We start from the raw sequence: 14,972 nt of genomic DNA on the forward strand, positions 1-14,972 counted from the left end.
GTTGATTGGTGTTAGGTTGAGTGTCTGCCTCTGGCCAAGGCAACGTTTGAGGTCGGCTTGCGGCCCAGGGCCTGGGTAATCCAATTGCCGGTATCCAGCACGGCCTGCAAATCAATCCCCGTTTCAATACCTAAACCTTCCAGCAGGTAGAGCACGTCTTCGGTAGCGACGTTGCCGGAGGCACCTTTGGCATAGGGGCAGCCGCCCAAACCGCCGGTCGCGGCATCAATCACGCTAATGCCTTCTTCCATCACCGCGTAAAGGTTGGCAATAGCCATACCGTAGGTGTCGTGAAAATGTGCCGCCAGCTGATCGATCGGCACCTGCACGGATACGGCTTCAATCATTCGTTTGGCCGCCAGCGGCGTACCCACCCCGATGGTGTCGCCGAGGGAAATTTCATAGCAGCCCATGTCATAAAGGGCCTTGGCTACCTGAGCGACTTTCTCAGCAGGAATATCGCCTTCATAAGGGCAGCCCAGCACGCAGGACACGTAGCCACGCACACGCACATTGGCTTCCTGGGCACGCTTGAGTACAGGCTCGAAGCGCTCTAGGGATTCAGCAATCGAGCAGTTGATGTTCTTCTGCGAAAACGCCTCAGAGGCCGCGCCAAATACCGCGACTTCATCAACACCTGCGGCCAACGCATTTTCAAGCCCCTTGAGATTAGGGGTAAGGGCCGAGTAAACCACGCCGGGAGTGCGCTTAATGCCGTGCATTACGTCGGCCGCATCGCCCATTTGCGGCACCCATTTGGGCGATACAAAGCTTGCCGCTTCAATATGGCGGATACCGGCATTGGCAAGCCGCTCAATCAGCTCGATTTTAGTTGCGGTAGGCACCATGGCCCCCGGCTCGTTTTGCAGGCCGTCTCGGGGGGCCATTTCGAACAGGCGTACGCGCTGGGGTAGGCTGGATGGGCGCAGTGCCATGGTAAAGCTCCTTATTCGCCAGGGGCGAAATCGAGTAATACATCGCCCTGGCTAACGGTATCGCCTGCCTGAAAGCGGAAACCTTCCACGCGGCCGTTAGTCGGCGCGGTTATGGTGTGTTCCATCTTCATGGCTTCCATAACCATCAGGGGAATGCCTTTTTCAACGCTCGTCCCGGCTTCAACCAATAGCGCTACCACCGTGCCATGCATGGGAGCGGTAAAGCTCGCCTGCACTTCGTGCTGGCCGTGATCAATCGCATCGATGCGCTGCCAGTAAAGGCGGGTTTCGCCCTGCGGATCGACCATGATTAGCACATTGCCATCGCGCTGGGCCTGCAGGCGGCGGCGGTGTCCGTTAAGGGTAATTGCCACGGCATTGCCGATAAGCGGTTGAAGGCTGGCGCTAAAGGTTTGCCCATTAACGGCGTCGCCATTAACGGTTAGGTGCCACTCCTGATCACCGGGGTGTCGTTTACCTTCTACAATCACCAGAGGACTTGCGTCCTCCAATGCCTGAGAATGCTTGGGATCATGCAAGGCAATACGCACCGTGCGCGGCGCGTTAAGCCGAAATCCATCATGACGATCCCAGGGCGAGTTGCTTTCGCACTCCTGAGCCAGCTGGTGTAACGCCAGTAACGCGGCGCTGGCATAGTCTTCAGGCTGGTAGTGGTGCGCGGCAAACAGGGTAGCCTCGTGGCGCTCGATAAACCGCGTATCCAGCTCTACGTTCTTAAACGCGGGGTGAGTCGCCAGGCGCTGCAAGAAAGCCCGGTTGGTGACCACGCCCTGTATGTCGAGGGCCGCTAGCGCACGGTTAAGCGTAGCCAGGGCGGCGTCCCGGTCACTGCCATGCACAATCAGCTTGGCAAGCATGGGGTCGTAGTGCATGGAAACCGTATCACCGCTTTCCACACCGCTATCCAGGCGCACCTGCTCGGCCTTTAAGTCGGTACCCGCTAAATCGAGCGCAAAGCGAGTAAGCTGCCCCGTGGCGGGTAAAAAGTCCTGATCAGGGTCTTCGGCATAAAGGCGTGCTTCAAAGCTATGCCCGGTGATCGTCAATTGATCCTGCGTGCAAGGCAGCGACTCACCCATTGCCACCCGCAACTGCCATTCAACCAGATCCTGGCCGGTGATCATTTCGGTCACCGGGTGCTCGACCTGCAGGCGGGTGTTCATCTCCATAAAGTAGAACGCCTCGCCTTGGCCTGGCGAAGCATCCAATAGAAACTCAACCGTGCCCGCGCCCACATAGCCAATTTCCTGAGCGGCACGCACAGCAGCATTCCCCATCGCTGTGCGTAGTTCCGGCGTCATGCCGGGGGCGGGAGCTTCTTCGAGGACTTTCTGGTGGCGGCGTTGAACGCTGCAGTCGCGCTCGAACAGGTACACGCCGTGGCCATGGCGATCACAAAACACCTGTACTTCCACATGACGTGGCTGCACCAGGTATTTTTCAATCAGCATACGATCATCGCCGAAGGCGGCCTTGGATTCACGGCGACAGCCTTCCAGCGCCGCCTGAAAGGCCTCGCTTTTTTCGACCACGCGCATACCTTTGCCACCACCACCGGCGCTGGCTTTGAGCATGACCGGGTAACCGATGTTATCGGCCTCGGCCCGGAGCAGGTCATTGTCTTGGTTATCGCCGTGGTAGCCCGGCACCAGCGGTACATCCGCATTGGCCATACGCGCCTTGGCGGCCGATTTATCCCCCATGGCGGCAATGGCTGACGCGGGTGGCCCGATAAAGGTAATCCCTGCTTCTTCGAGCGCTTTTACAAAGGCGCCGTTTTCCGAAAGAAAGCCGTAGCCAGGGTGAATGGCGCCACTGCCGGTGCGCTTGGCGGCGTCAATCACCGCTTCGATATTTAGATAACTTTCGCGCGCGGCGGCAGGGCCAATACGAATGGCTTCATCGGCTTCACGCACATGGCGGGCGTTGGCATCGGCATCGGAATACACGGCAACGGTTTTAAGCCCCATACGGCGTGCGGTGCGCATTACCCGGCAGGCAATTTCACCCCGGTTGGCGATCAGCAGCGTGTCAAAGGGCGTGGTACGCAGGTTAGGTTCAGACGACGTTAGATGGCTCATGAGCGGCGCTCCTTGGCATTGCCGGATAGAGGCGTTTCAGCCCAGGCGGGGCGACGCTTTTCAAAGAATCCAGCCAGTCCTTCCTGGCCTTCCTCGCTAACCCGTAGCTTGGCGATTACCTGGCAGGTTTGTTCGCGCGTGGCGTCACAATCAGGCGACTGGCTGACCGTTTGGAGCAGCGCTTTGGTAGCCTGCTGCGCCTGCGGCGAACCGGCGAGCAGGGTTTCCAGCATGGCATCTACTGCGCTATCCAGTGCGCCGTGTTCAACGACCTGATGGGCCAAGCCCAGGCTGAGCGCCGTAGACGCGTCGATGACTTCAGCGCTCAACGCGTAGCGGCGCATCTGGCGTGCGCCGAGTGCACGCTGCACATAGGGGCTGATAACTGCAGGCGAGAGGCCAATCTTGACTTCCGAAAGGCAGAACCTGGCTTTATCGGAGGCAATAACGATATCGCAGCAGGCGGCCAAACCTACAGCGCCGCCAAAGGCCGCACCCTGAACCCGGCACAGCGTGGGGCAGGGCAGCGTATCCAGGCCATGCATCAGCGTGGCGAGTTTGCGCGAATCGGCCAGATTGTCGTCAACGTCGTAGTTGACCATGCGCTTCATCCAGTTCAAATCCGCGCCCGCTGAGAAGCTGTTGCCTTCAGAGCCCAGCACCACCACGCGTACCTCACCGCTTTTAATCTGCGGCTGAAGCTTGTCGAGGTGTGCATTCAGCTCGGCAATCAACTGGTCATCAAAGGCGTTATGAACGTCCGGACGATTAAGGGTTAAGCGGGCAACACCTGCATCCATGGTTAACGTTGAATTCGTCATGATAGGCCCCTTACATCCGGAACACGCCGAAGCGTGTCTCTTCAATCTCAGCATTCATGGCCGCGGCCAGCGCTAAACCCAGCACATCACGGGTTTGTAGCGGGTCGATCACGCCGTCATCCCATAGCCGGGCACTGGCGTAGTAAGGGTGGCCCTGGTGCTCATATTGTTCGCGGGTGGGCTGCTTGAACGCCTCTTCGTCATCGGCAGTCCATTCGCTGCCTTCGCGCTCATACTGCTCGCGCTTAACCTGGGCCAGTACACCAGCGGCCTGCTCGCCACCCATGACGGAAATACGCGCATTGGGCCACATGAATAGCAGGTTAGGGTCAAAAGCGCGGCCGCACATACCGTAGTTGCCCGCCCCGAAGCTTCCGCCAATCAGCACGGTGAACTTGGGCACCTTAGCGCACGCCACGGCGGTGACCAGCTTGGCGCCGTGCTTGGCGATACCTTCATGCTCGTACCTGGAACCCACCATAAAGCCGGTGATGTTTTGCAGGAAGACCAGCGGAATCTTGCGCTGGGCGCACAGCTCAATAAAGTGGGCGCCTTTGACGGCACTCTCTGAAAACAGCACGCCGTTATTGGCCACAATGCCCACCGGATGGCCATGAATATGCGCAAACCCGGTGACTAAGGTGTCGCCGTAGTAGCGTTTGAATTCATCAAAATCAGAGCTGTCGACGATGCGCCCGATAACTTCGCGAACATCAAAGGGCTTTTTAAGGTCGGTGCCCACAATGCCGTAAAGCTCCAATGGGTCGAGCTTGGGCGGCTCGGGTGCCTGCATGGCAAGCTTGCCGCGCTTTTGCCAGTTCAGACGCGAGATACAGGCGCGGGCAAGCTGCAGGGCATGCATATCGTTTTCGGCATAATGGTCTGCCACACCACTGACTTTGGCATGCACATCAGCGCCGCCCAACGCCTCGGCACTGATGCTTTCACCGGTGGCTGCTTTGACGAGCGGCGGGCCGCCCAGAAAGATGGTGCCTTGCTCTTTAACGATGATCGATTCGTCGGCCATGGCGGGCACATACGCACCGCCTGCCGTGCAGGAACCCATCACCACGGCAATTTGCGGGATGCCTTCGGCCGATAGGATGGCCTGGTTATAGAAAATGCGCCCGAAGTGGTCGCGGTCAGGGAAGACTTCATCCTGACGGGGTAGAAAGGCACCGCCGGAATCGACCAGATAAATACACGGCAGGCGATGCTTACGGGCGATTTCCTGGGCGCGAATATGCTTTTTGACCGTCAGCGGAAAGTAGGTGCCGCCTTTTACCGTGGCATCGTTGGCCACAATCACGCATTCAACGCCTGATACGCGCCCAATGCCGGTCACCACACCGGCGGCCGGTACATCGCTTTCATACACCTTGTGAGCGGCAAGCGCTGAAAATTCTAAAAAGGGCGAGCCTTCGTCGATCAGGTGATCGATGCGGTCACGCACAAACAGCTTGCCACGGCTCTCATGACGCTCACGCGATTTGGTGCCGCCGCCCTGGGCAACGGCGGCGGTGAGTTCATGTAGCTGGGTAACCACGCCGCGCATTGACTGCTCATTGGTCTGGAAGAGCTCGCTACGCGGATTAATCTGAGTGCTGAGAATGCTCATGGCGCGCCTCTACTGGCTTTCGGTGAAGAGTTCGCGGCCAATCAACATCCGCCGAATTTCACTGGTGCCCGCGCCGATTTCATACAGCTTCGCGTCCCGCAGCAGGCGGCCGGTGGGGTATTCGTTGATATAGCCGTTACCGCCTAACAGTTGAATGGAATCCAGCGCTACCTGAGTGGCTTTTTCGGCGCAGTAGAGGATGACGCCAGCGGCATCCTTGCGCGAGGTCTGGTCGCGATCACACGCGGCCGCGACGGCATACAGGTAGGCGCGGCAGGCATTCAGCGTGGTGTACATATCCGCCACTTTGCCTTGCACCAGCTGGAACTCGCCAATCGACTGATTAAACTGTTTGCGCTCATGGATATAAGGCATCACGACATCCATGGCGGCCTGCATAATGCCGACCGGCCCGGCAGCCAGCACGGTGCGCTCGTAGTCCAGCCCGCTCATCAGTACGCGCACACCTTTGCCTTCTTCACCCAGCACGTTTTCAGCGGGGACCTCGCAATCCTGAAACACCAACTCGCAGGTGTTGGAGCCGCGCATGCCCAGCTTGTCGAGCTTCTGCGCCGTGGAGAACCCCGGCATGCCTTTTTCGATCAAGAAAGTGGTAATACCTTTGGAGCCAGCGTCTGGATCCGTCTTGGCGTAGACCACCAGCACATCGGCATCGGGGCCGTTGGTGATCCACATTTTGTTGCCGTTTAAAATGTATTTGTCGCCGACTTTTTTAGCCCGCAGCTGCATGGAGACTACATCGGAGCCAGCGCCGGGTTCGGACATGGCAAGCGCGCCGACGTGCTCGCCGCTGATCAATTTGGGCAGATACTTGGCCTTCTGTTCGGCGGAGGCGTTGCGCTTGATCTGGTTCACACACAGATTGGAGTGCGCACCGTAAGACAGCGCGACAGAGGCGCTCGCCCGGGAGATCTCTTCCATGGCGATGCAGTGGGCAAGGTAGCCCATACCGCTGCCGCCATCCTCTTCAGACACAGTGATGCCTAAAAGGCCCATGTCGCCAAACTTCTTCCATAAGTCGTTGGGGAATTCATTATTGCGGTCGATTTCCGCAGCGCGTGGGGCAATTTCGTTGGCGGCGAAGGCATTGACCTGCTCGCGCAGCATGTTCATTTCGTCATCAAGACCGAAATTCAGTTCTGAGTAGAGAGAATGCATGGTCAATCACCTGTTTATTAGAAATTGTTGATTAGAAACCGTTTATTGAAAAGATTGTTGGGTAGGTAATGAGGCGCCACTAAATCTTAAGTAGACGATGAAGCCTGATTGCGTTCTTCATCGGCTTGTTTTTCGTGTAACTCCTCAAGCGCCTGACGGCAGCGAATCTCGGCACTTTCAAGCTCCAGCTGTACCATGGTGATATCTTTCATCTGCTGTTCAAGCGCTGCCCGGCGCTCGCCGATCTTGTTCAACATAAGCTGCAGCTGTTTTTCACTACCGCTGCGGGTCTCATCCCAAAGCTCAAATAATTCTCGGATCTCCGCTAGTGAAAGCCCCAGCCGTTTGCCCCGTAGGGTCAATTTAAGCCGTACTCGATCCTTACTGCTGTAAATGCGTGTTTGGCCCCGTCGTGCCGGGTGAAGCAGTTCCTGATCTTCGTAAAACCGAATGCTACGGGTGGTGACGTCAAACTCGCTGGCCAGTTCGCTGATCGAGTAGGTTTTGCTCATGGGTTTAATTCTCTTCAAAAGGGGCTGTTCCTATGGAACACTGCTGATGAGGCTAAAACAAGTTTACGTTAACGTAAAGAAGTCATTGCCTAGGTCAATAGTTTAATAACATGTTATAACTCTATGTAAAATAATCGTTTATTGTTTCATTAGCATCTAACGTTATTTTTTGTAGACCAAAGTTGTAATTGTAATTGCCTGCTAGAGATTGCTAGTTTGCACTTAAACCTTACGTATAGGTAAAGATGCATTGCCAGCTAACAATAATAACGAACCTACCTCATTAAAGCGGTAAGGAGCTGGTGAAACGTCAGCACGAGAATCGCTCAGCATAAGAACAACAAGAGGCTTATTGCTCTATGAGTGCAGACAGTACTTCCGCAAACAGTACTTCGACAACAAGCACTTCCCAAGCGCCAGTTCTCGAAACGCGAGGGCTGACAAAAGCGTTCCGTGGCTTTACGGCGGTGGATAACGTTAATCTCAGCGTTCAGGAAGGCCATATTCATGCCCTAATCGGGCCTAACGGTGCCGGTAAGACCACCGTATTTAACTTACTCACCAAGTTTCTTCCGCCAACGCGGGGCGAGATTCTGTATCGCGGTAAACCGATTACCGCGCTTAAATCCAACCAGATTGCCCGGCTGGGTTTAGTGCGTTCATTTCAGATTTCTGCGGTGTTTGCCCATATGACGGCGCTTGAGAACGTACGCGTTGCGCTTCAGCGCCAGCTCGGCACATCCTTTCATTTCTGGAAATCGGAAAAATCCCTGGATCACCTTAACGAGCGTGCCTTGGCACTGCTTGAAGAAGTGGGGCTGCGCGAGTATGCCGACACGTTAACGGTGGAGATGCCCTACGGGCGCAAACGGGCGCTGGAAGTCGCGACGACGCTGGCGCTAGACCCTGTGATGATGCTGCTGGATGAGCCAACCCAGGGCATGGGCGCTGAAGACGTTGACCGCATCGTGGCGCTGATCAAACGCGTTTCCAAAGGGCGGACGGTCCTGATGGTCGAGCACAACCTGAGCGTGGTGAGCCGCCTGTGCGATCAAATCACGGTGCTTGCTCGAGGCGCTGTACTTGCCGAAGGCGATTATCAAAGCGTGTCGCGTAATCCACTGGTGCGTGAGGCGTATATGGGCAGTGACGCCGCTGAACAAGAGAGGGCCAGCGCATGAGTATTGCCGATGCCGCAACCGTTGATACGCAAGCCGCCACGCCCAGCACCCACGCGCAGTCACGCGAGATACTTAGGATAAAAGACCTACACGCCTTTTATGGCGAATCGCACATTCTTCACGGGGTGAATGTTGACGTAAAGCAGGGCGAGCTTGTCACCCTGTTAGGCCGCAACGGCGCCGGGCGAAGCACCACACTCAAGGCCATTATGAACATGGTAGGGCGGCGGACTGGCTCTATCGTCATTAATGGCCAGGAAACGCTGGCGATGAAGCCACACCATATTCCTCGCCTGGGTATTGGCTATTGCCCTGAGGAGCGGGGGATTTTCTCAAGCCTGGATGTTCATGAAAACCTACTGCTGCCGCCCACGGTCAGCTCGGGCGGCATGAGCCTGGACGATATTTATGCCATGTTTCCCAACTTGTATGAACGGCGCAAAAGTCAGGGAACGCGGCTTTCCGGCGGCGAGCAGCAGATGCTGGCCATGGCGCGCATTTTACGTACCGGCGCACGCCTTTTGCTGCTGGATGAAATTACCGAAGGGCTGGCACCGGTCATTGTGCAAAAACTTGGCGAGGTGTTGGTGCTGCTCAAGGCCCAGGGAATGACCATTGTGCTGGTAGAACAGAACTTCCGCTTTGCCGCACCGCTTGCCGACCGCCACTTTGTGATGGATCACGGCCAGATTGTAGAAGAGATTAGCGCGGCACAGTTGCCCGCGCGGCGGGAGCATCTCAATTCGATGTTAGGGGTATAACCAGGTTACGTCGCAACACAACAACAAAGGCCGAAGGGCCAGGAGACGAACATGACGTTGATGAAAAAAACATTGGCTGCCAGCATTGCCGTAGCAGCTGCCTCCAGTATGGCAATAGCGACAGCGCAGGCCGAGATCAGTGACGGCGAAGTACGGATTGGCTACTTGGCCGATATGTCGGGGACCTACCGCGACCTGGCCGGCCCCGGTGGCTTAGCGGCGCTTGAGATGGCGATTGAAGACTTCGGCGGCAGTGTTAATGGCTCGCCCATTGTGGTATTCAGCGCCGACGACCGTAACAGCGCAGACGTCGGTGCCAATACGGTGCGTGAATGGATCGACCAGCGCAACGTGGATATGGTGGCGGGTCTGGTGGCATCCTCCGTCACTATTGCCGTTACCAAAGTGCTCGAAGAGAACAATAGCCTGGGCCTTGTGTCGGGTTCCGCCGCCTCAAGCGTTACCAACGAACACTGCACGCCCAACCATATCCACTGGGTTTACGATACCTACCCGCTGGCCAACGGTACCGCGAAAGCGGTCGTTGAACAGGGCGGCGACAGCTGGTTCTTGCTCACCGCTGATTATGCGTTCGGCCATGCGCTGGAAGCGGATGTCACCAGTGTAGTGGAAGCCAACGGCGGTGAAATTGTGGACGGTGTTCGTCATCCATTCCCTACCAACGATTTCTCCTCGTATATTCTCCAGGCTCAGGGTTCTGGCGCCAAAATTGTCGGCCTGGCCAATGCCGGCGCAGATACGGTTAACGCGATTACCACCGCCAGCCAGTTTGGTTTGACGCAAAGCGGCCAACAGCTGGCGGGCCTGCTGATATTTTTGAATGACGTGCATGCGCTGGGCCTTGAAGCCACCCAAAGCCTGCTGTTAACCACCGGCTGGTACTGGGATATGGACGACCAGGCTCGCGAGTGGTCTGAGCGCTACTTTGAAGAAGTTGGCCGCATGCCCACCATGGTGCAGGCGGGTATCTATTCGAGCACCATGCATTACCTGAAAGCGGTGGAAGCGGCGGGTACCGATGACCCTGAAACCGTGCGTGCCCAGATGGCTGAAGCGCCCATCAATGACTTCTTCGCCCGTAACGGTCGCATCCGCGAAGATGGTCGCATGGTGCACGATATGTACCTGGCGCAGGTGAAAACCCCGGAAGAGTCCACCGGTGAGTGGGATCTTTACGAAATCCTCAGCACCATTCCTGCCGAAGAAGCCTACCGCCCGCTGTCTGAAAGCCAGTGCAAACTGGTACAGAACTAAGCCCCGACTTGGTCATTATTAAGCGTTACCGCTTGGTCGCCGGGTAAGGCGGCTTAAGCGGCGAGGAGATTCGTGCTATGACGATGATATTCGGTGTGCCCATGGCGGTGTTCATGGGGCAGCTTACCCTGGGGCTGGTCAACGGTGCGTTTTACGCACTGTTAAGCCTGGGGCTTGCCGTCATTTTTGGCCTTTTAAAAATCGTCAACTTTGCGCATGGTGCCCAGTACATGCTGGGCGCATTTACGGCCCTTTTGGGGTTTCGCTATCTGGGGATTAACTACTGGCTGGCGCTGATTCTGGTGCCGCTGGTGATTGGTGGGCTAGGCATGCTGGTAGAACGTTTTCTACTACGCCGTATTGCCCATTTGGATCACCTATACGGGCTTTTATTAACCTTCGGGCTGGCGCTTATTTTTGAGGGCACGCTGGTTAACTTCTTTGGCGTGTCAGGTGCCCGCTATGCGACGCCTGAGATACTCCAGGGAGGGTTGGATCTGGGCTTTATGTTCCTGCCCACATACCGAGCATGGGTCTTGGTGGCCGCGCTCAGCATGTGCCTGTTTACCTGGTTTATGATCGAGCGCACTCGGCTAGGCGCCTACTTGCGCGCGGGTACCGAGAACTCGCAGCTGATGCAGGCATTCGGCGTCAATGTGCCGCTGTTGATCACTCTTACCTATGGCTTTGGCGTAGGGCTGGCGGCATTTGCCGGGGTATTGGCGGCACCGCTTTATCCGGTTTCGCCGACCATGGGGTCAAGTCTTTTGATTGTGGTGTTTGCCGTGGTCGTTATCGGTGGGATGGGGTCGATTCTAGGCGCTATTCTCACCGGGCTGGGGATGGGCATTATTGAAGGGTTAACCAAGGTCTACTATCCGGAAGCTGCCAACACGGTGATTTTCCTGGTGATGATTTTAGTGCTCATGTTGCGCCCAGCTGGGCTGTTTGGGAAGGAGGCATAGCTATGACCGAATCACACACCTTGAAAGCGCCTTCCGTGGTGGCAAAACGCCAGCGCCGGGCCAGCCAGCGTCGCACGCTCTTCTATATTGCACTGATAGTGGTGGGATTGGTGGCGCCGTTTTTGGCTTACCCCGTTTTCTTGATGAAAATACTCTGCTTTGCGCTGTTTGCCTGCGCCTTCAACCTGCTACTGGGTTACGCAGGATTGCTGTCGTTTGGCCATGCGGCGTTTTTGGCAACCGGTGGCTATGTAACGGGGTATTTGCTGGCAAGCTACCCGGGGCTTACTCCTGAGCTTGGAATTATTGCCGGTACGCTAGTGGCAACACTGCTAGGCGTGCTGTTCGGCGTGTTATCTATTCGCCGCCAGGGCATCTACTTTGCCATGGTGACGCTGGCGCTGGCGCAACTGATGTTCTTTGTGTTTATCCAGGCACCGTTTACCGGTGGGGAAGATGGCCTGCACGGCGTGCCGCGGGGCTATCTGTTTGGGTTTATTAGCCTGAGCAATAACCTGACGATGTACTACTTCGTGTTTGCGGTTTTTCTGTTTGGGTATGCGCTTATCCAGCGCACCGTGCATTCTCCGTTTGGCCAAGTACTTAAAGCCATTCGTGAGAACGAGCCGCGGGCCATTTCGCTGGGTTACAACGTGGATGCCTATAAGCTGGTGGCATTTGTTATCTCTGCGGCGTTGGCGGGGCTTGCCGGTTCAACCAAAACTGTGGTGTTCCAGTTGGCGTCCCTTACCGATGCTCACTGGCATATGTCGGGCGAGGTCATCCTGATGACGCTGTTAGGCGGGGTGGGCACATTGCTGGGGCCGGTCATGGGCGCCGGGCTGGTTGTCAGCTTGCAGCATATTCTGTCCCAGTCGCCGCTGGGTAACTGGGTGAGCGTGTTGCTGGGGCTGATCTTTGTGGTCTGCGTACTAAGCTTTCGAAGCGGTATCGTGGGGGCGCTTAGCAATATGTATCGTAAAAACTTCAAGTAACTTCAGGCGGTGTAAAGCCGCGCTGTTTTGGTTGAGCAGGCCTTTGAATAGGGCGCCCTTGAGGTGCCTTTTTTGTACATGTAAACGCGCCACTCTACACCGAAGGTCGTGGGCGCCAAATGGTTGCGCAGCACTGGCTTAGGCGATAAGTTAACGTAAACGTCAATTACAACGACAACATCTAATGTGTGCGCACATTAGCGGAGATTGGCCATGAACTTTGAGTTGAGTGAAGACCAGGTAGCCTTTGCCGATATGGCGCGAGCCTTCGCCCAAAATGAGCTTGAGCCCCATGCTGCACAATGGGACGCCGAAGCTATTTTTCCCGTAGATGTTATTCGTAAGGCCGGTGAGCTGGGCTTCTGTTCGCTTTACGCGCCGGAAAGCGTCGGAGGGCTTGGTCTCTCACGGCTGGATGCCAGCATTATCTTCGAGCAGCTTTCAATGGGCTGTACCTCCACCACGGCGTATCTCACCATCCATAACATGGTGACCTGGATGCTCGCGGACTTCGGCCAGCCAGAGGTGGTTAAGCAGTGGGGCGCAAAGCTTGCGACTGGCGAGCTGCTGGGGTCGTACTGTTTAACAGAACCCAATGCGGGCTCCGATGCGGCCTCGCTTAAAACCTCGGCCAGGCGTGAGGGCGATGTGTATGTGCTCAACGGCAGCAAAATATTTATTTCCGGCGCGGGCAGCACTGATTTTCTGGTAGTGATGGCACGTACCGGTAGCGAGGGTGCGGGTGGAGTCTCGGCATTTGCCGTGGATGCCAAGACCGAAGGCATCAGCTATGGGCGCAAGGAAGACAAGATGGGTTGGAACAGCCAGCCCACCCGAATGATTACCTTTGAAGACGTGCGCGTACCCGCGAATCATCTGCTGGGCAACGAAGGCGACGGCTTTAAAATCGCCATGAAGGGGCTGGACGGCGGACGAATCAATATCGCCACCTGTTCTATTGGCACCGCCCAGCAGGCGCTCAATAACGCGCGTGATTACCTGCTGGAACGCCAGCAGTTCGGCAAGCGTTTAGCGGATTTTCAAGCGCTACAGTTTCGCCTAGCGGATATGGTCACCGAGCTGGTCGCCGCCCGCCAACTGGTAAGAATGGCCGCTGCCAAACTGGATGCCGGTCATGCTGACGCTACCACCTACTGCGCCATGGCCAAGCGCTTTGCCACCGATGTAGGCTTTAAAGTATGCGATGAGGCGCTACAGCTTTATGGCGGCAATGGCTACATTAAGGAGTACCCCATGGAACGCTATGTGCGCGATACCCGCGTACACCGCATTCTGGAAGGCACCAATGAAATCATGCGCCTGATCATTTCGCGCCGGGTACTCGCCGAAGGTGCCGCTGAGCTGTAAAAAAACAGGGTTGCCGACATGATCGCGGTCGCCATTTGAGCCGATACGTAAGGATGCTGAATGAGTAGCGTACTGTTTACCGAACACGCCACCCAGGATGGCCACACGGTGGTTGAAATCAAGCTTAATGCTGAGCGTTCGCTCAACGCGTTAACGCTGGACATGATCGACGCCATTCTGCCGCAGGTGGATGCCTGGGAGGCGGACGAGCGGGTTGTTGCCATACTGTTGGATAGCGCTGGTGAAAAAGCCTTTTGCGCCGGTGGTGATGTGGTCACGCTGTATAAAGCGATTAACGGGGAAGCTGACCCGAGCTTTCCCGAGCGCTTTTTTGAAAGAGAGTACCGCCTGGATTACCGGCTACACACTTACCGCAAACCAATTATTTGCTGGGGCAGCGGCATTGTAATGGGCGGCGGTATGGGCCTGCTCAGCGCCAGTAGTCATCGTGTGGTGACTGAAACCTCCCGGCTGGCCATGCCGGAAGTGACGATTGGCCTGTATCCGGATGTGGGTGCCAGCTGGTTTTTAAACCGTCTGCCGAACGGCATGGGGCGTTTTCTGGCCATGACCGGCGCGCAGATCAATGCATCAGATGCTCTTTACCTGGGCCTTGCCGACCGTGGCATTGCCAGCCATCGACGGGAAGAATTGCTTCAGCAACTGACCAGTGCCACTTGGGGAAGCGGTGAGAAGACCGATGCCCATGGCGTGGTCAATCAAGCGCTGCGCGAGCTTGAGCAAGCCTCTAAAGCAGAGTTTGCCGCGCTGGAAACCCCCATACGACACTTCGCGCCATTAATTCGCGAGCTGATGGACCACGATACCGTCGAGCAAAGGGTGGCCGCCGTACTGGCGGTAGAAAGTGAGGATAAATGGTTCAGCAAAGCACAAAAGACGCTGGCGCATGGTAGTCCGGTCTCCATTCGGCTTATCCATGAGCAGCTAACGCGTGCCCGGCACATGTCGCTTGCCGAGGTGTTCCAGGCAGAGCTGGCGCTTTCCGTGCAGTGCTGTCGCCATCGGGAGTTTCCAGAAGGCGTACGCGCATTACTGGTGGATAAAGATGGTTTGCCAGGCTGGACGTATTCAGCGGTAGGGGAAGTGGAAGATCACTTTATGGATGCGCTGTTAGCATCACCGTGGCCCGATAGCCCACTCGCGGACCTGAAGTAAATAAGCCGTACCGCCGGGGTGCTAAAACGGACACTGCCAACATTTCATGATCAATGGTTATTACCAGCAGCTCGTTACTCGCCG

Annotated in this window: 13 protein-coding genes; 7 read left to right on the forward strand and 6 right to left on the reverse strand. The window is 56.4% G+C overall.

The annotated features are described in order from the left end of the window. Positions 1-11: 11 nt before the first annotated feature. From ACT3T6_RS11755 to ACT3T6_RS11780, 6 genes are all read right to left on the reverse strand, one after another. On the reverse strand, positions 12-935 hold the full coding sequence (locus ACT3T6_RS11755; RefSeq protein ID WP_193054111.1) for a hydroxymethylglutaryl-CoA lyase: 924 nt from the start codon (positions 933-935) through the stop codon (positions 12-14). Between the two features lie 11 nt (positions 936-946). Continuing rightward, positions 947-3,037, reverse strand: a complete 2,091-nt coding sequence (locus ACT3T6_RS11760; protein ID WP_193054112.1) for an acetyl/propionyl/methylcrotonyl-CoA carboxylase subunit alpha — start codon at positions 3,035-3,037, stop codon at positions 947-949. Continuing rightward, positions 3,034-3,858: an enoyl-CoA hydratase/isomerase family protein gene (locus ACT3T6_RS11765; protein WP_193054113.1), complete on the reverse strand. Its 825-nt coding sequence runs from the start codon at positions 3,856-3,858 to the stop codon at positions 3,034-3,036. Before ACT3T6_RS11765 ends, ACT3T6_RS11760 begins: the two co-directional genes overlap by 4 nt. A 10-nt stretch (positions 3,859-3,868) precedes the next feature. After that, a complete protein-coding gene (locus ACT3T6_RS11770; protein ID WP_193054114.1) occupies positions 3,869-5,476 on the reverse strand; it encodes a carboxyl transferase domain-containing protein in 1,608 nt (535 codons plus the stop codon). A gap of 9 nt (positions 5,477-5,485) precedes the next feature. Then, the gene (locus ACT3T6_RS11775) at positions 5,486-6,655 is read right to left on the reverse strand and encodes an isovaleryl-CoA dehydrogenase (protein WP_193054115.1); all 1,170 of its coding nucleotides are present in this window, start codon (positions 6,653-6,655) and stop codon (positions 5,486-5,488) included. Positions 6,656-6,741: 86 nt separating this feature from the next. Further along, a complete protein-coding gene (locus tag ACT3T6_RS11780; RefSeq protein WP_172116430.1) occupies positions 6,742-7,167 on the reverse strand; it encodes a MerR family transcriptional regulator in 426 nt (141 codons plus the stop codon). Positions 7,168-7,526: 359 nt separating this feature from the next. Between ACT3T6_RS11780 and ACT3T6_RS11785 the strand changes: the two genes are divergently transcribed. The 7 genes from ACT3T6_RS11785 to ACT3T6_RS11815 all read left to right on the forward strand — a co-directional run bounded on the left by ACT3T6_RS11785 (position 7,527) and on the right by ACT3T6_RS11815 (position 14,888). Next, a complete protein-coding gene (locus tag ACT3T6_RS11785; protein WP_172116431.1) occupies positions 7,527-8,348 on the forward strand; it encodes an ABC transporter ATP-binding protein in 822 nt (273 codons plus the stop codon). Beyond that, on the forward strand, positions 8,345-9,109 hold the full coding sequence (locus ACT3T6_RS11790) for an ABC transporter ATP-binding protein (protein ID WP_226911986.1): 765 nt from the start codon (positions 8,345-8,347) through the stop codon (positions 9,107-9,109). Before ACT3T6_RS11785 ends, ACT3T6_RS11790 begins: the two co-directional genes overlap by 4 nt. 51 nt (positions 9,110-9,160) lie before the next feature. After that, the gene (locus ACT3T6_RS11795; protein ID WP_172116432.1) at positions 9,161-10,384 is read left to right on the forward strand and encodes an ABC transporter substrate-binding protein; all 1,224 of its coding nucleotides are present in this window, start codon (positions 9,161-9,163) and stop codon (positions 10,382-10,384) included. A gap of 77 nt (positions 10,385-10,461) precedes the next feature. Next, positions 10,462-11,349 carry a branched-chain amino acid ABC transporter permease gene (locus ACT3T6_RS11800; protein WP_172116433.1) on the forward strand — a complete coding sequence of 296 codons (888 nt, stop codon included), beginning with the start codon at positions 10,462-10,464 and terminating at the stop codon, positions 11,347-11,349. Between the two features lie 2 nt (positions 11,350-11,351). Then, positions 11,352-12,344, forward strand: coding sequence for a branched-chain amino acid ABC transporter permease (locus ACT3T6_RS11805; protein WP_193054116.1), 993 nt, complete (start codon positions 11,352-11,354; stop codon positions 12,342-12,344). Between the two features lie 213 nt (positions 12,345-12,557). Then, positions 12,558-13,712, forward strand: a complete 1,155-nt coding sequence (locus ACT3T6_RS11810) for an acyl-CoA dehydrogenase family protein (protein ID WP_193054117.1) — start codon at positions 12,558-12,560, stop codon at positions 13,710-13,712. A gap of 60 nt (positions 13,713-13,772) precedes the next feature. Further along, positions 13,773-14,888: an enoyl-CoA hydratase/isomerase family protein gene (locus tag ACT3T6_RS11815; protein ID WP_193054118.1), complete on the forward strand. Its 1,116-nt coding sequence runs from the start codon at positions 13,773-13,775 to the stop codon at positions 14,886-14,888. Positions 14,889-14,972 lie beyond the last annotated feature (84 nt).

Source organism: Halomonas sp. 72 (genome assembly GCF_052379785.1).
GTDB lineage: Bacteria > Pseudomonadota > Gammaproteobacteria > Pseudomonadales > Halomonadaceae > Vreelandella > Vreelandella citrativorans.